The sequence below is a fragment of the Agromyces agglutinans genome (genome assembly GCF_009647605.1).
Taxonomy (GTDB): Bacteria; Actinomycetota; Actinomycetes; order Actinomycetales; family Microbacteriaceae; genus Agromyces; species Agromyces agglutinans.
The window spans coordinates 121,826-137,821 of sequence record NZ_WJIF01000008.1 but is presented as its reverse complement, the minus strand read 5'-3'; the positions used below and the strand labels follow the sequence as shown (position 1 = coordinate 137,821).

The 15,996-nt window shown below is 71.4% G+C and carries 18 protein-coding genes; 8 read left to right on the top strand and 10 right to left on the bottom strand.

Annotated features, from left to right (window positions below; all coding sequences use genetic code 11):
- Position 1: 1 nt before the first annotated feature.
- The 4 genes from GE115_RS13770 (at position 2) to GE115_RS13755 (ending at position 3,077) form a co-directional block, all read left to right on the top strand.
- Positions 2-265, top strand: coding sequence for an exodeoxyribonuclease VII small subunit (locus GE115_RS13770; RefSeq protein ID WP_153685347.1), 264 nt, complete (start codon positions 2-4; stop codon positions 263-265).
- Positions 265-906 carry a DUF4245 domain-containing protein gene (locus GE115_RS13765; RefSeq protein WP_153685346.1) on the top strand — a complete coding sequence of 214 codons (642 nt, stop codon included), beginning with the start codon at positions 265-267 and terminating at the stop codon, positions 904-906. The genes GE115_RS13770 and GE115_RS13765 overlap by 1 nt, the downstream gene beginning before the upstream one ends.
- Before the next feature lie 24 nt (positions 907-930).
- Positions 931-1,584 (top strand): carbonic anhydrase, encoded by a 654-nt coding sequence (locus GE115_RS13760; protein WP_312855180.1) that lies wholly within the window; start codon positions 931-933, stop codon positions 1,582-1,584.
- An 80-nt stretch (positions 1,585-1,664) separates the two neighbouring features.
- The gene (locus tag GE115_RS13755) at positions 1,665-3,077 is read left to right on the top strand and encodes a class II fumarate hydratase (protein WP_312855179.1); all 1,413 of its coding nucleotides are present in this window, start codon (positions 1,665-1,667) and stop codon (positions 3,075-3,077) included.
- An 86-nt stretch (positions 3,078-3,163) separates the two neighbouring features.
- On the opposite strand, the gene GE115_RS18400 is transcribed toward GE115_RS13755, so the two are convergent.
- The 5 genes from GE115_RS18400 to GE115_RS13735 all read right to left on the bottom strand — a co-directional run bounded on the left by GE115_RS18400 (position 3,164) and on the right by GE115_RS13735 (position 8,278).
- A complete protein-coding gene (locus GE115_RS18400; protein WP_172979925.1) occupies positions 3,164-3,376 on the bottom strand; it encodes a KTSC domain-containing protein in 213 nt (70 codons plus the stop codon).
- Between the two features lie 53 nt (positions 3,377-3,429).
- On the bottom strand, positions 3,430-4,512 hold the full coding sequence (locus tag GE115_RS18395) for a hypothetical protein (RefSeq protein WP_172979923.1): 1,083 nt from the start codon (positions 4,510-4,512) through the stop codon (positions 3,430-3,432).
- Between the two features lie 186 nt (positions 4,513-4,698).
- Positions 4,699-6,036 (bottom strand): RNA 5'-3' helicase PhoH2, encoded by a 1,338-nt coding sequence (phoH2, locus tag GE115_RS13745; protein WP_153685344.1) that lies wholly within the window; start codon positions 6,034-6,036, stop codon positions 4,699-4,701.
- 283 nt (positions 6,037-6,319) lie between these two features.
- On the bottom strand, positions 6,320-7,438 hold the full coding sequence (locus GE115_RS13740; RefSeq protein WP_312855178.1) for an aminotransferase class V-fold PLP-dependent enzyme: 1,119 nt from the start codon (positions 7,436-7,438) through the stop codon (positions 6,320-6,322).
- A gap of 54 nt (positions 7,439-7,492) precedes the next feature.
- Entirely contained in the window at positions 7,493-8,278 is a 786-nt protein-coding gene (locus GE115_RS13735) for an isoprenyl transferase (protein ID WP_312855177.1), read from the bottom strand.
- Positions 8,279-8,337: 59 nt separating this feature from the next.
- Between GE115_RS13735 and trhA the strand changes: the two genes are divergently transcribed.
- Positions 8,338-9,144: a PAQR family membrane homeostasis protein TrhA gene (gene trhA / locus GE115_RS13730; RefSeq protein ID WP_153685342.1), complete on the top strand. Its 807-nt coding sequence runs from the start codon at positions 8,338-8,340 to the stop codon at positions 9,142-9,144.
- Positions 9,145-9,157: 13 nt separating this feature from the next.
- Here the strand turns inward: trhA and GE115_RS13725 are convergent, their stop codons facing one another.
- Positions 9,158-9,508: a hypothetical protein gene (locus GE115_RS13725; protein ID WP_153685341.1), complete on the bottom strand. Its 351-nt coding sequence runs from the start codon at positions 9,506-9,508 to the stop codon at positions 9,158-9,160.
- 90 nt (positions 9,509-9,598) lie between these two features.
- On the opposite strand from GE115_RS13725, the gene GE115_RS13720 reads away from it, so the two are divergent.
- Together GE115_RS13720 and greA are read left to right on the top strand one after the other, a co-directional pair.
- The gene (locus GE115_RS13720; protein WP_172979922.1) at positions 9,599-10,006 is read left to right on the top strand and encodes a DUF4307 domain-containing protein; all 408 of its coding nucleotides are present in this window, start codon (positions 9,599-9,601) and stop codon (positions 10,004-10,006) included.
- 74 nt (positions 10,007-10,080) lie between these two features.
- Positions 10,081-10,572 carry a transcription elongation factor GreA gene (gene greA / locus GE115_RS13715; protein WP_153685339.1) on the top strand — a complete coding sequence of 164 codons (492 nt, stop codon included), beginning with the start codon at positions 10,081-10,083 and terminating at the stop codon, positions 10,570-10,572.
- Positions 10,573-10,633: 61 nt separating this feature from the next.
- Here greA and ilvA read toward each other — a convergent pair whose 3' ends face one another.
- Together ilvA and GE115_RS13705 are read right to left on the bottom strand one after the other, a co-directional pair.
- On the bottom strand, positions 10,634-11,881 hold the full coding sequence (gene ilvA, locus GE115_RS13710) for a threonine ammonia-lyase (protein WP_153685338.1): 1,248 nt from the start codon (positions 11,879-11,881) through the stop codon (positions 10,634-10,636).
- Positions 11,878-13,134 carry an AI-2E family transporter gene (locus GE115_RS13705; RefSeq protein ID WP_153685337.1) on the bottom strand — a complete coding sequence of 419 codons (1,257 nt, stop codon included), beginning with the start codon at positions 13,132-13,134 and terminating at the stop codon, positions 11,878-11,880. Before GE115_RS13705 ends, ilvA begins: the two co-directional genes overlap by 4 nt.
- Positions 13,135-13,221: 87 nt before the next feature.
- Between GE115_RS13705 and GE115_RS13700 the strand changes: the two genes are divergently transcribed.
- Positions 13,222-14,445: a winged helix-turn-helix domain-containing protein gene (locus tag GE115_RS13700; RefSeq protein WP_153685402.1), complete on the top strand. Its 1,224-nt coding sequence runs from the start codon at positions 13,222-13,224 to the stop codon at positions 14,443-14,445.
- Here GE115_RS13700 and GE115_RS13695 read toward each other — a convergent pair.
- The gene (locus tag GE115_RS13695) at positions 14,442-15,320 is read right to left on the bottom strand and encodes a M48 family metallopeptidase (protein ID WP_153685336.1); all 879 of its coding nucleotides are present in this window, start codon (positions 15,318-15,320) and stop codon (positions 14,442-14,444) included. The two genes, GE115_RS13700 and GE115_RS13695, sit on opposite strands and share 4 nt — an antisense overlap.
- 23 nt (positions 15,321-15,343) lie before the next feature.
- The gene (locus tag GE115_RS13690) at positions 15,344-15,910 is read right to left on the bottom strand and encodes a LemA family protein (protein ID WP_153685335.1); all 567 of its coding nucleotides are present in this window, start codon (positions 15,908-15,910) and stop codon (positions 15,344-15,346) included.
- Positions 15,911-15,996 lie beyond the last annotated feature (86 nt).

Below are 15,996 nucleotides of genomic sequence, written 5' to 3'. Positions count from 1 at the left end.
AATGGCAGGCATGCCCACCCCCACGGATGTCTCCGCGCTGAGCTACGAGCAGGCGCGAGACGAGCTCGTGCAGGTCGTCGCCGAGCTCGAGCAGGGGTCCGCGACGCTCGAGCAGTCGCTCGCCCTGTGGGAGCGCGGCGAGGCCCTCGCGGCCCGTTGCGAGGAGTGGCTGATCGGCGCGAAGGCGCGCCTCGACGCGGCGCGCGCGGGCGATCGCGACGGCAGCCGGGCCGCTGGCCGTCCCGCCGACGGGTCGGGCGCCTGATGGCCGAGCGCCCGCCGCGGGTCGTCGCCGAGCTCGGTCGACCCGAGACTCCCGAGGAGACCGCGGCCCGCAAGGCCGAGAACAGCCGGCTCTACCGCCAGCGCAAGACGGTCATGAACCTGATCTACGCGCTCGTCGCGAGCCTCGCGCTCGTGCTCGTCATCGTGCTGGTCGTGCCGCGCAGCGATACCCCGATCGAGCCCGACATCGATGTGGCCGCAACCGCCGAGCAGGCGCAGGTCGCGATGGACGACCCGCTCGCGGTGCCCGACCTGCCTGAGGGCTGGCGCGCGAACGCGGCCGAGATCCGCCGCAGCGACGTCGACGAGATCACCGCCTGGTACGTCGGCTACCTCACGCCCGAAGACGAGTACATCGGCATGTACCAGGGAGCCGACGCCAACGCCACGTGGGTCGCGAACCTCCTCGCGCGCACCCTCGCGACGGGAACCGTCACGATCGACGGCGTCGAGTGGACCGTCTACGACAACCGCGAGTCCGACGACGACGTCGGCAACGCCAGGTACGGGCTCACCACCGAGGCGGGCGGCACGACGTTCGTGCTGCTCGGCACCGCGACTCCCGAGGAGTTCGCGACGCTCGCCGCGGCGATGACCCCTGCCATCGAGGCGCAGCAGTAGCGCCTGCCACCGAGAGGAGCTCCCGTGAGCGAAGCGAAGCCGTCCGTCGCGACCCCCGCCGAGGCCTGGCGCGAACTCCGCCGCGGCAATGAGCGCTTCGTTGCGGGGCAGCCCTCCCACCCCCACCAAGATGTGGAGCGGCGCACCGACCTCGCGAACGGGCAGACGCCCCGGGTCGCGATCTTCGGCTGCAGTGACTCCCGCCTCGCGGCCGAGATCATCTTCGACCTCGGGCTCGGCGACGCGTTCGTGGTGCGCAACGCCGGCCAGGTCATCTCCGAGTCCGTGCTCGGCTCGCTCGAGTACGCGGTCGGCGTGCTCGGCGTGCCGCTCATCCTGGTGCTCGGGCACGACGCGTGCGGCGCCGTGCAGGCCGCGATCGACTCCCAGGCGGCGGATGCCGCTCCCCTGCCCGCGCACATCCGCTCGCTCACCGACCGCATCGTGCCCGCCGTTCGGCGCGTCGCCGGAGTGGCCGCCGACGCCGCGATCAGCGCCGCCGATGTCGACGCAGGCTACGTCGGCCGCGAGCACCTGCGCGATACCGTGCACAAGCTCGTCGAGGGCTCCGAGATGATCTCCGACGCGATCGCCGAGGGTAGGCTGGCTGTCGTCGGCGCGAACTACCGGCTCCGCGAGGGTCGCGCCGAGACCGACGTCGTCGTCGGCCGGATCTGAGCCCCGCCGGCGACCCCGGCCGGGGCATCCGGCAGCAACCGGCGCAGACCGCGCCCGGCAGGAACCGAAGGGAACACACCGTGGTGGACAACGCCGCCGACTACCGTATCGAGCACGACACGATGGGCGAGGTGCGGGTCCCCGCGTCGGCCCTCTACCGTGCGCAGACGCAGCGCGCCGTCGAGAACTTCCCGATCTCCGGCTCCGGCCTCGAGCCCGCGCAGATCGCCGCGCTCGCGCGCATCAAGAAGGCCGCCGCGCAGGCCAACGCGCAGCTCGGCGTGCTCGACCAGGGCATCGCCGACGCGATCGTCGCCGCGGCCGACGAGGTCATCGCCGGTCGTCACGGGTTCGTCGAGCACTTCCCGGTCGACACGTACCAGACCGGCTCGGGCACGTCGTCGAACATGAACATGAACGAGGTGCTCGCGACCGTCGCCACGCAGAAGCTCGGCGCCGACGTCCACCCGAACGACCACGTCAACGCGTCGCAGTCCTCGAACGACGTCTTCCCGACCTCGGTGCACATCGCGGTCACCGCCGCGCTCATCGACGACCTCATCCCCGCACTCGACCACCTCGCGGTCGCCCTCGAGGCCAAGGCCGAGGCCTGGACCGGCGTCGTGAAGTCCGGTCGCACGCACCTGATGGACGCGACCCCGGTGACGCTCGGCCAGGAGTTCGGCGGCTACGCCCGCCAGGTCCGCCTCGGCATCGAGCGCGTGCGCACGGCGCTCCCCCGCGTCGCCGAGGTGCCGCTCGGCGGCACCGCCGTCGGCACGGGCATCAACACGCCGGCGGGCTTCCCGCAGCTCGTGATCGAGCTGCTGCAGCGCGAGACCGAGCTGCCGATCACCGAGGCGGCCGACCACTTCGAGGCGCAGGCGAACCGCGACGGCCTCGTCGACGCGTCGGGGGCCCTGCGCACCATCGCGGTCAGCCTCACCAAGATCTGCAACGACCTGCGGTGGATGGGCTCCGGCCCGAACACCGGCCTCGGCGAGATCTTCATCCCCGACCTGCAGCCCGGCTCCTCGATCATGCCCGGCAAGGTGAACCCCGTCATCCCCGAGGCCGTGCTCATGGTCGCGGCCCGCGTCATCGGCAACGACGCGACGGTAGCCTGGGCCGGAGCATCCGGCTCCTTCGAACTGAACGTGCAGATCCCGGTCATGGGCACGGCGCTGCTCGAGTCGATCCGACTGCTCTCCAACGCGTCGCGCGTGCTCGCCGACAAGACGATCGACGGCCTCGAGGCGAACCACGACCGCCTGACCGCGCTGGCCGGCATGTCGCCCTCGATCGTGACGCCGCTGAACAAGCTCATCGGCTACGAGGCTGCGGCGAAGATCGCGAAGCACTCGGTCAAGCAGGGCATCACCGTGCGCGAGGCCGTCATCGACCTCGGCTACGTCGAGCGGGGCGAACTGACCGAGGAGCAGCTCGACACCGCGCTCGACCTGCTCTCGATGACCAAGCCGCCGCAGGGCTGACCGGTCGCGCGCGCCATGTCGCGCCCGTAGCGCCAGTTCGACTGGCGCGACGGGCCACAAGTGGCGCCACGCGCACGCCCGAACGCTCACCGCAGCCGGCGGTAGTCGTGCTCCTTCACGCGAGCCCCGACGACGCGCCAAGGATGCGGCTGCGCCGCCTCGAGGTCGGCGTAGAGCTCGGGCTCCACGTCGAGGTACTCGTACACCGAACCCGACTCGAACTCGATCGTGAGCACGCGCCGGTCGGGGTCGTAGGTGGCGCCGTTCACGGCGTCGGAGTGGATCCTCGGGATTCTCACGCGGTCAGGCAACCACGCCCGTCGACCCTGCGGAAGCCCCTTGCGGTGCCGGCTCAGGCCGAGATCCGCAGGGGCGGAGGCAGGATGCGTACCGCCGCGGCGAGGCCGGCGAGTATGCCGATGCCGATGAGCACGGCGCCGCTCGCCGCGGCGTCGCCTCCGCCGGTCGCGAAGGCGTCGGCGAGCGACATCCCCATCGAGAATCCGGCGAGCCAGCTCGTGAGCCCGATCCCCGCGAGCGCGACGAGGGTCGCGCGGGCGATGCGGCGTGCGTCGAGCCGCCGCAGGATGCCTCGCTGCCCCACGATCCCGGCGGCCGCGAGCACGAGCGCGAGCACGACCCATCCGACCGCCCAGACCGCGACGAGCCTGGCCGCCCACGTCGCGGGTTCGCCGCGCGCGGCCATCGTGGTGTAGATCTCGGCCAGCCCGACGCCGGGCACCTTCGCCTGCGGGTTCCACACGAGCACGTGGAGCGCGACCGCCGCCGTCGCCGCGAGCACCACGGCCGCGCCGAGGAGCCCGGTGGTGCGCTGCCCGAGGCGGGCGGGTACGCCCGGCCAGGTCGCCCGCGCACCGGGTCCGGATGAGATCGGCACCGCGAGCGCGACCCCGAGCACGACGAAGCCGAGGAGCATCCCGCCCGCGAAGAGCATCGACAAGCCGGTGACGAGCAGTACGCCGAGAAGGATCGGCGCGGCGAGCACCGCGAGCACCAGCATCCACGGCCTCCGCCCGTCACCCTTCGCGAGCATGCTCACGCCCATGGCCACGCCGACGGCGCCGAGTACGCCGAGCGCCGCGGCGGCGTCGAGCAGCAGGAGCCGGAGGAACGCGGCCCACTCCTCGGGCCGGCCGGTGCCGAGGAACGCCGCGAACGCGAACAGTGCCGCGATCACGAGGGCGGTCGCCGACCATCGCAGCCGGCGTGCGGCCGCCGCGGCGGCGGGCAGTCGCCGGATCGCCGAGCGGCGAACGTCGGCGGCCCCCCGGAATGCGGCGAACACGACCTCGCGGCGCCGGAGCCCGCGCGACTCGGCGCCCGCCAGTTCGGCGTGCCAGGCTTCCCGGCGGCGACCGGTCGGGTCGCCCGACAGCGCCGCCGCGAGGTCGACGAGCCGTTCCGCCGCCGTCATGCCCCGACCATCCCGTGCCATCCGCTCATGCGCCCATCCGTTCGGTCGTCCTCCGGCTCATCCTTCCGCACCGCGGTTCAGGAGAGAACGCCCGGATCAGGACGATTCCGGCGAAATCGTCCGGATCCGGCGTCGTTCTCCTGAATCGACGCAGCGCAGCTCGCGTCAGACGGCTGCCGAAGGGCGCTACGCCAGCTCGTTCCCGTCGAGCATCTCCGAGACGAGTGCCGCGATCGCCGAGCGCTCGCTGCGGGTCAGCGTGACGTGCGCGAACAGCGGATGCCCCTTCAGCGTCTCGATGACGGATGCCACGCCGTCGTGCCGCCCGACGCGGAGGTTGTCGCGCTGGGCCACGTCGTGGGTGAGCACGACACGGGAGTTCTGGCCGACGCGGCTGAGCACGGTCAGCAGCACGTTGCGCTCGAGCGACTGCGCCTCGTCGACGATCACGAACGCGTCGTGCAGCGATCGACCGCGGATATGCGTGAGCGGCAGCACCTCGAGGATGCCCCGGTCGACGACCTCGTCGAGCACGTTGTCGGAGACGACCGAGCCGAGGGTGTCGAACACGGCCTGCGCCCACGGATTCATCTTCTCGACCTGGTCGCCCGGAAGGTAACCGAGCTCCTGCCCGCCGACGGCGTACAGCGGCCGGAACACCATGATCTTCTTGTGCTGCTGGCGCTCCAGCACCGCCTCGAGGCCCGCGCACAGCGCGAGCGCCGACTTGCCGGTACCGGCCCGCCCGCCGAGCGAGAGGATGCCGATCTCGGGGTCGAGCAGCAGGTCGATCGCGAGGCGCTGCTCGGCCGAGCGTCCGTGCAGGCCGAAGGCGTCGCGGTCGCCGCGCACGAGCCGCACGCCGCCGTCGTCGCTCGAGACGCGGGCGAGCGCCGAGCCGCGGTCGGAGTGCAGCACCAGGCCCGTGTTGATCGGGAGACCGCGCGCGTCGGGCACGACCAGCGCCTCATGCTCGTAGAGCTTCGCCATCTCGTTCGAGCCGACGGTGAGGTCGGCCATGCCGGTCCAGCCGGAATCGACCGCGAGCTCGGCGCGGTACTCCTGCGCGTCGATGCCGATCGCCGCGGCCTTCACCCGCAGCGGCAGGTCCTTCGAGACGACGGTCACGGCGACGCCGTCGTTGGCGAGGTTGGCGGCGCACGCGAGGATCCGCGAGTCGTTGTCGCCCAGCTGCAGACCGCTGGGCAGCACGGAGGGGCTGGAATGGTTCAGCTCGACCCGCAGCGAGCCGCCGTCGCCGACGGGGATCGGGAAGTCGAGTCGTTCGTGCTCGATGCGCAGTTCGTCGAGGATGCGCAGCGACTGCCGCGCGAAGTACCCGATCTCGGGGTCGTTGCGCTTGGCCTCGAGTTCGGTGATGACGACCACGGGCAGCACGACCGCGTGCTCGGCGAACCGGAACAGCGCCCGGGGATCGCTCAACAGCACCGAGGTATCGAGCACGTACGTCCGTTCGGACTGCGCCGCCGCGACCGGCGACGCGGCGCCGGGCTGCGCCTGCATGCGGCCCTGCTGCCGACCGGACTGGGAAGTTGCACCTGTTGCCACGACCACTCCCGCCCCGAGCGCGTGCGCTCGGTTCCTCGGGCCGGCCGGCGATCCTCCCACGAGCGGTTCACGAGCCGACTCGATCGGACACCTTGTCCGATGCCCCGAACGTACGTCCGCCGCGCCGGATCCGCGGCAGCGACACGCGGCGGGTCACACGCCGTTCACCGGGCCGCCGACGACCACCGGATGCCTCCGGCGCGGCCGACGCGGCCGATCCGGCCGACCCGCCGCCGACTCAGTAGCTCGCGGCCGTCGAGTACGACACGAAGGCCGCGCGCAGCATCTCGAGCGTCTCGGTGCTCGTGGCCGCGTGCACGCTCAGCCGCACGGTGCCGAGCCGCGTGGTCGCGGTGAGCCCGTGGTTGTGCAGCGACGCCGTGAGCAGCGTCACCTGCTCGGCGAGCGGCTCGAACACCACGATGCCGGCGCGCTCCTGCTCGCCGCGCGAGCTCACGACCGGGATGGCGAACTCGTCGGCGAGCTCGATGACCCGGCTGACCCGCTCGGCGACGGCCGCGCTGATCGCGCCCGCTCCGGTCGCGGCGATCTCCTCGAGCGCTGCCGCGAACCGCGCCTGCGCGATCGGGTCGGGGTTCGAGACGCGGTACGCACGTGCCGACGGCGCGGGCGGCGGCACGTGGCCCCACGGCTCCGCCTCCTCGGTGCCGCTGAACCCCGAGAACACCGGCGTGAGCCGCTCGAGCGCGCGGTCGGAGAGCGCGAGCAGGCCCGTGCCCCAGCCGGCCCGGCACCACTTCTGGCCGCCCGTGGCAATGACGTCGGCGACCTCCCAGGGGGCATCGACCACCCCGAAGCCCTGGATCGCGTCGACGATGAGCAGTCGGTCGCCGATGACCTGGCGGATGCCGTCGAGGTCGACGAGGTACCCGGTGCGGGCGTCGACGAGGCTCACCGCGACGGCGGCGACGTTGTGCTCGAGCTGATCGCGGATGCGAGCCGGGGTGATCTTGCCGTGGTCGGTCTCGAGCCAGGCGGGCTGCACCACGTGCAGTGCCTCCTGCGCGCGCACGGCGGCGATCGGCAGCGTCGGGAACTCGTCGGGCGAGAGCAGCACGGTGCCGGTGAGCCCGAACATCGCGTGCATGAGCCCCGTCGACGTGTTCGGCTGGAACACGACGTGGTCGGCGGGGAAGCCCGTCACGGCCGAGGCGGCGGCGCGCATCCGCGCGTCCTGCTCGCCGAACGCGTCCATGCTGCCGTGCCTGGCCCGCTCGAGCACCAGCCCGAACGCGGTCGACTCCTCGAGCACCGACCGCGAGAGCGGTCCGACCCGGGCGTAGTCGAGGTATCCGGGCTCTTCGTCGAACCCCGCCTGAAAGTCTTCGATGGTCACCGTCGAGGGCCCCCTTCTTCGAGGCATATCTTGACAGACTCGGGCGTGCGGATGTCAGCCGCCGAAGCGGCGATGGCGCTTCGCGTAGTCGCGGATGGCCCGCAGGAAGTCGACGCGCCGCAGGTCGGGGCCGAGCGCCTCGACGAAGTAGAACTCGCTGTGAGCAGCCTGCCAGAGCATGAAGTCGCTCAGCCGCTGCTCGCCCGACGTGCGGATCACGAGGTCGGGATCGGGCTGCCCGCCCGTGTAGAGGTGCTCGCCGATGAGCTCGGGCGTGAGCCGCTCGGCGAGATCCTCGAGGCTGCGCCCCTCGGCGTGATGCGCCGCGACGATCGCGCGCATCGCGTCGGTGATCTCGGTGCGGCCGCCGTAGCCGACGGCCAGGTTCACGTGCAGGCCGCGCTTGTCGGCCGTGCGGTGCTCCGCGGCGTCGAGCGCGGCGACGAGCGGCTCGGGCAGGCCCTGGTCGCTGCCGACGTGCTGCACGCGCCAGTCGCGGTAATGGCTGAGCTCCTCGGCGAGCTCGGCGATGATCTCGATGAGGTCGGTCAGCTCGTCGGAGGCGCGGTTGACGAGGTTGTCGCTGGAGAGCAGGTAGAGCGTGACGACCTGGATGCCGAGGTCATCGCACCACTCGAGGAACTCGCGTACCTTCGCGGCACCGGCCCGGTGGCCGTGCGCCGCGGTGTCGTAGCCGAGCTGCTTGGCCCACCGCCGGTTGCCGTCGATGATCATCGCGACGTGCTTCGGCGTCGCGGCCTCATCGAGACCGCTGCGGAGCCGCCGTTCGTAGACGCGGTAGAGGATGCCGCGACCTCGGGATCGATCGCTGTTCTGCACGCGACTACGCTACCGCCGCCTCACAGCATGATGTGACCGCGAGCGCCTACGCTTGGCCCATGGTTGCCTCCGAACGCCGCGAGCCCGAAGACGTCGCCGAGCACCTCGCGCACCCGGCCGCCGATCTCGACGCCGCCGACGCCGCGGTCGCGAGCGACGACCGCGAGGGGCCCGACCTGCCCAACATCCCGCTGCTGGATGCATCCGTCGCCGACGCCGCCGACGTGAAGCCCACCTGGCGGGGCTGGATCCACGCGGCGACCTTCCCGCTGACGATCGTCGCGGGCATCGTGCTCATCGTGCTGGCCGAGGGCGCGCCCGCGAAGTGGGCGTCGGCGGTGTTCACGCTCACGTCGATGCTGCTGTTCGGCAACTCGGCGCTCTACCACCGGTTCGACTGGAAGCCGACGACGAAGGTCGTGCTCAAGCGCATCGACCACGCCAACATCTTCCTGCTGATCGCGGGCACCTACACGCCGCTGGCGATCCTCGCGCTTCCGCCCGACAAGGGCTGGCTGCTGCTCGCGGTCGTCTGGGGCGGAGCGCTGCTGGGCATCGGCTTCCGCGTGTTCTGGATCACGGCGCCCCGCTGGCTGTACGTCCCGCTGTACCTGCTGCTCGGCTGGGCCGCGGTCATGTACCTCGGCGACCTGCTCGCCGCGAGCGTGGCGATGATGGTCCTCGTGATCGTCGGCGGCGTGCTCTACACGATCGGCGCCGTCGTCTACGGCCTCAAGCGCCCGAATCCGTGGCCGGGGCACTTCGGCTTCCACGAGATCTTCCACGTGTGCACGGTGCTCGCGTTCATCTGCCACTGGACGGCGACGCTGCTGATCGCGATGGACCCGGTCTACCACGTGGGCTGACCGGCTGCCGGTCTCACCGGGTCGGTGCGTCGGGCCGGGTCGGTGCGTCGGGCCCGGATTCGCCGTCGGGCGCCGCATCTCCGGATGCCCCGCCGTCGACGGCCTCGCCGTCGGCGTCGCTCGCCTCGGCCGTTGCGGCGGCCTGCTGCTCGGCCTCGATCTGCGCGCGCGCCTCGGCGCGGTAGTTCACGCGGCGGATGCGGCGGACCATGTCGAGCACGAGCAGCAGCACCGCGAACATGACGAGGATCGTCAGCACGAAGCCGATGACCCCGGGCGTGACGTCGTTCGGGTCGAACTCGTCTTGGTTCGCGGCTCCGAGGATCGTTGCTCCGGCGTTCGAGGCGGCGGCGAGATGGTGCACGAGCGGGCGTCCTTCGGCTGGGCGGCGGCCTTCACGGGGCGGGTTAGGCTGGAGGAAAGCCTAGTCGATCCGATCCGGAGGGAGCCGGGAGTGAACGCCGCACCCGATGCCCTCGCCGCCCGCTACGGCCGCACACGGCAGCATCGCCGCCGCGACCGCCGGCTCCTCATCGGCGCCGCGATCGCCTTCGCGGTCGTGCTCGTCTCGTGGGTCGTCTGGGCCGGGCTCGACGGGCAGCGACCCTCGCTCGAGGTCGCCGGCACGGGGCACACGCTCCACAACGACGAGCGCATGGTCGAGGTCACCTGGCGCCTCTCCGTGGCACCCGGATCCGAGACGGCGTGCGTGGTGCAGGCGTACAACGACGAGTTCACGGTGGTCGGCTGGAAGGTCGTCGAGATCCCGGCCTCCGACACGTACACGCGGAGCTTCACCGAGACCGTGAGGGTCGCGCAGGAGGCGAACACGGGTTTGGTGGAGCACTGCTGGCTCACCTAGACTGTGAGCTTCGCCTCGCCATTCGCGGGGCGACACGTCTATCCGGACACGTCTGAATCACTGGAGTGTGCACCATGGCTCAGGAAGCCACCGTCACCTGGCTGACCCAGGAGGCCTACGACCGGCTCGCGGGCGAGCTCGAGCAGCTCTCGACGACGGGTCGCGAAGAGATCGCCAAGCGCATCGAAGCCGCGCGCGAAGAGGGCGACCTCAAGGAGAACGGCGGCTATCACGCGGCGAAGGACGAGCAGGGCAAGCAGGAGGCCCGCATCCGCCAGCTGAAGGAACTGCTGCGCACCGCCCAGGTCGGCGAGGCGCCCGCGTCCAAGGGCATCGTCGAGTCGGGCACCGTCATCACCGCGGTCATCGCGGGCGACGAAGAGACCTTCCTCATCGGCAGCCGCGAGATCGCCGGAGACTCCGAACTCGACGTCTTCAGCGAGCAGTCGCCGCTCGGCGCCGCGATCCTCGGCCTCAAGGTCGGCGACCGCGCCACCTACACCGCCCCCAACGGCCGCGAGATCGCCGTCGAGATCGTCAAGGTCGAGACCTGGGGCGGTCAGTAGCCCTTCGATTCGACGAACGGCGGATGCTCCGGACGGGGCATCCGCCGTTCGCGTCTGCCCTTCAGTCGTCGAGGACGACGGGCTCGTAGCCGGCCTGCCGGAGGATCTCGACGACCTCGGCCCGGTGCCCAGGCCCGCGCGTCTCGACCGAGATGTCGATTTCGACCTCGGAGATCTGCATGCCCCGCCCGTGCCGGGTGTGCATGACCTCGACGACGTTCGCGTGCGTGCCGGCGAGGAGCTCGGCGACGCGTACGAGCTGGCCGGGCCGGTCGGGCAGGCCGAGTCGCACGGTGAGGTACCGCCCGGAGGCGGCGAGGCCGTGCGCGATGACGCGCTGCATCAGGAGGGGGTCGATGTTGCCGCCCGACAGCAGCGCGACGATCGGGCCGTCGCTTCGGACGGCACCCGTCATCAGGGCCGCGACCGATACCGCGCCGGCGGGCTCGACGACCAGCTTCGCGCGCTCGAGCAGCACGAGCAGCGCGCGGGCGATGTCGTCTTCGGACACGGTGACGATCTCGTCGACGGCAGCCCGGATCACCTCGAAGTTCAGCACGCCCGGCCGGTAGACGGCGATGCCGTCGGCGATCGTCGGAACGATCGGCACCTCGCGCGGGCCGCCCGCGGCGATCGACGCCACGTAGGGCGCCGCGTTCGCGGCCTGCACGCCGACGACCCGGATCTCGCGACCGAGCTCGGCAGCGCGCTGCTTGACCGCGCTCGCGATGCCGGCCGCGAGGCCGCCGCCGCCGATCGGCACGACGATGGTCGAGGCATCCGGCACCTGCTCGAGGATCTCGAGCCCGAGCGTTCCCTGGCCGGCGATCACGTCGTGGTGGTCGAACGGAGGGATGGGCACGGCGCCGGTCTCGTCGGCGAACGCGGCGGCTGCGGCCATCGTCTCTCCGACCGACTCGCCGCGCAGCACCACGTCCGCGCCGTAGGCGCGCGTGGCCTCGAGCTTGGGCAGCGCGACGCCCACGGGCATGAAGATCGTCGCGCGAATGCCGAGCTCGCGGGCCGCGAACGCGACGCCCTGGGCGTGGTTGCCCGCGGAGGCCGCGACCACGCCGCGCTCGCGCTCCTGCGGGGTGAGGGCGCTCATGCGGTTGTACGCGCCGCGCAGCTTGTACGACCCCGTGCGCTGGAGGTTCTCGCACTTGAGGTGCACCGGCACCCCGAGTTCGCGCGCGAGGTACCGCGAGGACTCCATCGGCGTGCGCCGCGCGACGCGCGCGACGGTCTCACGGGCCTGCTCGTACTCGGCCAGCGAGGGCCCCGGATACACCTGCGTCACGACGGTCATGCTCCTCGTCCGAACTTCGGTCGCTCCTGCGGGACCGTGCGCCAGAGCGGCGATTGGAGGCCCGGCGCCGGTGGTGGGGCCTCCGACTTCCAGACGCCGCTCGCGACGTAGCCGACCATGACGTTCACGACCGCCGCGATCGGCACGGCGAACAGCGCGCCGGGGATGCCCGCGAGCAGCGATCCGGTCGCGACCGCGACCACCACGCCGAGCGGGTGCACCTTGACGGCGGTGCCCATGATGAGCGGCTGCAGGATGTGCCCCTCGACCTGCTGCACGAGCAGCACGATCCCGAGCATGATGAGCGCGATCACCCAGCCGTTGTAGACGAGCGCCACGAAGACCGCGAGCGCGCCGGTGGCCACGGCACCGACGATCGGGATGAACGAGCCGAGGAAGACGAGGATGCCGATCGGCACGGCGAGCGGGACGCCGAGGAGGGCCGCGCCGACGCCGATGCCGATCGCGTCGATCGTCGCGACGAGGATCTGCACCTTCGCGAAGTTCTGCAGGGTGTTCCATCCGGCCGTGCCGGCGCCGTCGACGGCGGCCCGTGCGCGGCGGGGGAAGATGCCCACGATCCAGTTCCAGATGCCGCGGCCGTCGATCAGGACGAACAGCGTCGCGAACAGCGCGAGCAGCATGCCGGCGAGGAAGTGCCCGACGGTGCTGCCGACCGAGAGGGCTCCGCTCCAGATGAGGCTGCTCTCGGCCTGGATGGTCGCCACGGCCTGCGCGAGCCAGTCGTTCAACTGGTCTTCCGTCAACTGCAGCGGGCCGTCGAGGAGCCAGGCGCGGAACTCGTCCCACGCGACGAGGGACTGGGCGGCCAGTTCGTCGGAGCCGCGCACGATCTGCGTGATGCCGAGGGTCAGGAGGCCCCCGACGACCGCGAGCGCCGTGAGCATCGCGACCGTGACCGCCAGCCATTTCGGCCAGCGATGCCGCTGCAGGAACTGCGAGAACGGCACGAGCAGCGCCCCGACGAGCACGGCGACGAGCAGGGGGATGACGATCAGGCGCAGCTGGATGATCAGGAACACGACCACCGCGAGCACGCCGCCGACCAGCAGGAGCCGCCACGACCAGGCGGCCGCGAGCCGCATGCCGTAGGGCACCGCCTCGGCGACGTCGCTGTGCGGCCGGTCGCCCGTCGCGGCCTCGGCACCCTCCGGCGCCTCGGGAGCAGTCGATCGCACCCTGCCGCGTCGCCTCGGGAACCCGGCTCGAGCCCGCCCCTTCGAGTCCGTCATCCGACCAGTCTAGGACGCATGGATTCCGCGACCGGCATGCGATGCGGCGGTGCGATGTCGGGGGGCTCCGGTAGCGTCGGCGACGCCATGGATGCCTCCCGCCGAATCGACACCGTCAGTCCCGCGCTCGCGCGCCGCATCGCGCTCGCGGCGCAGGGATTCGGTCGCCCGCCCGCGACCTCGCCTGCAGGTACGCGGCAGGTGGCCGGCGTGGTCGACCGCCTCGGGCTGCTCCAGATCGACTCCGTCAACGTCTTCGAGCGCAGCCACTACCTGCCGGCGTTCAGCCGCCTCGGATCGTACGATCGAGCCCTGCTCGACCGGCTCGCGAACGGCGGCCGCGGACGGCTCATGGAGTACTGGGCGCACCAGGCCGCGTACGTGCCGCGCGAGCTGTGGCCGCTGTTCGCGTTCCGCCGCGACGAGTACCGCAGCAAGGGCAGCGACTGGGGCGGCTGGGTCGCCGAGAACCGGCAACTCGCGGCATGGCTCGTCGACGAGCTCGCCGCGAAGGGTCCGATGCGCGCGAGCGAGATCGAGCACGACGCCAACGAGCGGCGCGGGCCGTGGTGGGGCTGGTCCGACGTCAAGCGCACGCTCGAGTGGATGTTCCGCACGGGCGAGGTCGTCTGCGTCGAACGCCGCCGGTTCGAGCGGGTGTACGCACTGCCCGAGCAGGCGCTGCCCGCGGCGGTGCTCGAGCGCGAGGTGCCGGTCGCCGACGCGCTCCGCGAGCTCGTCGAGCGCGCGGCATCCGCCCTCGGCATCGCGACCGAGGCCGACCTCGCCGACTACTGGCGCATGACCCGCGCGCAGGTGAAGCCCGCGATCGCCGACCTCGTCGACGCGGGCACGCTCGTGCCGGTCGCCGTGCCCGGCTGGCAGACCGGCTCGCGGGCGACCCCGGCCTGGCTGCACCGCGACGCGCGGCGGCCCCGCCGGATGGAGGCTGTCGCGCTGCTCTCGCCGTTCGACCCCGTGGTGTGGTTCCGGCCGCGCACCGAGCGGCTGTTCGACTTCCACTACCGCATCGAGATCTACACGCCCGAGCCGCAGCGCAAGTTCGGCTACTACTCGCTGCCCGTGCTCATCGACGACGACGTGGTCGGCCGCGTCGACCTGAAGAGCGACCGGCAGGGCGGGGTACTGCGAGTGCAGTCCGCATGGGCGGAGGCCGGGGCGCCGGCCGACATGGCGGCACGGCTCGTGCCCGTGCTCCGTGCGGCCGCCGCGTGGCAGGGTCTCGACGACGTGGTCGTCGCCGGTCGCGGCGACCTCTCCCCCGCGCTCGCGGCCGAGCTCGTCGCCTAGAAGGCGCCGCCCATCTCCTGCAGCCGCTTCACGCGGTCGGGGATCGGCGGGTGCGTCGCGAAGAGGCGGTCGATGACGCCCGGCTTCAGCGGGTCGGCGATCCAGAGGTGCGCCATCGACGAGTTCTGCCGCTTCATCGGGCGGCCGTACGCCTCGAGCTTCAGGAGGGCGCGGGCGAGCGCGTCGGGGTGACGGGTCGTCATCGCGCCCGTGGCATCCGCGAGGTATTCGCGCTGGCGCGAGACGGCCAGCTGCACGAGGCTCGCCACGAGCGGCGCGACCAGCATCGCGACGATGCCGAAGATCAGGACGATCGGGTTGCCGTTGTTGTTGCGGTTGCCGCCGAAGAACGCCATGCGCACGAGGAGGTCCGAGATGAAGCCGATCGCGACCACGAGGCCGAACACGACCATCGACAGCCGGATGTCGTAGTTGCGAACGTGCCCGAGCTCATGCGCCATGACGCCCTCGAGCTCGGCGTCGTCCATGATCTCGAGCAGGCCCGTCGTGGCCGCGACGATCGCGTGCTCGGGGTCGCGCCCCGTCGCGAACGCGTTGGGCGCCTGGTCGGAGATGACGTATACCTTCGGCATCGGCGTGCCGGTCGCGATCGAGAGGTTCTCGACCGTGCGCCAGAGCCGCGGGTGCTCGGCCTTCGAGGTGATCTCGACCGCACCCGACATCGCGATGGCCTGCTTGTCGGCGGTGAAGTACTGGATCAGCGCGTAGCCGATCGCGATCACGACGGTGACGATCACGATCGTCAGGTCACCGTAGATGGATGCGGCGAGCCAGCCGAGCCCGCCGATGATCAGCAGGAACAGCAGGATCGTGAAGAAGGTGTTGCGCTTGTTCTTGGCGATCGCGCGGTACATCGGGTGGTGTCAGCGCTCCGACGTCAGAACTGGACGCGCGGCGGCTCGGCGATCGCCGCCGCCTCGGTGACCTCGAAGAAGTCGCGCTCGTGGAAGCCGAGGCCCCGCACGAACAGCGTGTTCGGGAACACCTTGATCTTGGTGTTGAGCTCGCGGACGCCGCCGTTGTAGAACCGGCGAGATGCCTGGATCTTGTCTTCGGTGTCGACGATCTCGGCCTGCAGCTGCAGGAAGTTCTGGCTCGCCTGGAGCTGCGGGTACGCCTCGGCGACGGCGAAGATCGACTTCAGCGCCTGCTGCATGTGGTTCTCGGCGGCGGATGCATCGGCCGGGCCCTGCGCCTGCAGCGTCTCGGCACGCGCCCGCGTGACGTTCTCGAAGACGGCCTTCTCGTGCGCCGCGTAGCCCTTGACCGTCTCGATGAGGTTCGGGATGAGGTCGGCACGGCGCTTCAGCTGCACCGTGATGTCGCTCCACGCCTCGTCGACCCGCACGTTCAGCGTGACCAGCGAGTTGTACGTCGCCCACAGGTAGATGCCGATGATCACGACGAGCGCGACGACGATGAGGACGGGGATGAGCCATTCCATGGCGGGGCTCCTTGCTGGGGCGCGAAGGGATTCGGACGGTCTTCTCATGCTACCGGCGGGCGACGCGTGCGCCCTGCCTTTCCCAT

Bases quoted from the DNA above. Each gene is read 5' to 3' on its own strand.
- GE115_RS13770 (WP_153685347.1), top strand. From the start codon at position 2: ATGGCAGGCATGCCCACCCCCACGGATGTCTCCGCGCTGAGCTACGAG.
- GE115_RS13765 (WP_153685346.1), top strand. From the start codon at position 265: ATGGCCGAGCGCCCGCCGCGGGTCGTCGCCGAGCTCGGTCGACCCGAG.
- GE115_RS18395 (WP_172979923.1), bottom strand. From the start codon at position 4,512: ATGACGGCGGCGGAACGGCTCGTCGACCTCGCGGCGGCGCTGTCGGGC.
- phoH2 (WP_153685344.1), bottom strand. From the start codon at position 6,036: ATGCAGGCGCAGCCCGGCGCCGCGTCGCCGGTCGCGGCGGCGCAGTCC.
- trhA (WP_153685342.1), top strand. From the start codon at position 8,338: ATGGTTGCCTCCGAACGCCGCGAGCCCGAAGACGTCGCCGAGCACCTC.
- greA (WP_153685339.1), top strand. From the start codon at position 10,081: ATGGCTCAGGAAGCCACCGTCACCTGGCTGACCCAGGAGGCCTACGAC.
- ilvA (WP_153685338.1), bottom strand. From the start codon at position 11,881: ATGACCGTCGTGACGCAGGTGTATCCGGGGCCCTCGCTGGCCGAGTAC.
- GE115_RS13705 (WP_153685337.1), bottom strand. From the start codon at position 13,134: ATGACGGACTCGAAGGGGCGGGCTCGAGCCGGGTTCCCGAGGCGACGC.
- GE115_RS13700 (WP_153685402.1), top strand. From the start codon at position 13,222: ATGGATGCCTCCCGCCGAATCGACACCGTCAGTCCCGCGCTCGCGCGC.
- GE115_RS13695 (WP_153685336.1), bottom strand. From the start codon at position 15,320: ATGTACCGCGCGATCGCCAAGAACAAGCGCAACACCTTCTTCACGATC.
- GE115_RS13690 (WP_153685335.1), bottom strand. From the start codon at position 15,910: ATGGAATGGCTCATCCCCGTCCTCATCGTCGTCGCGCTCGTCGTGATC.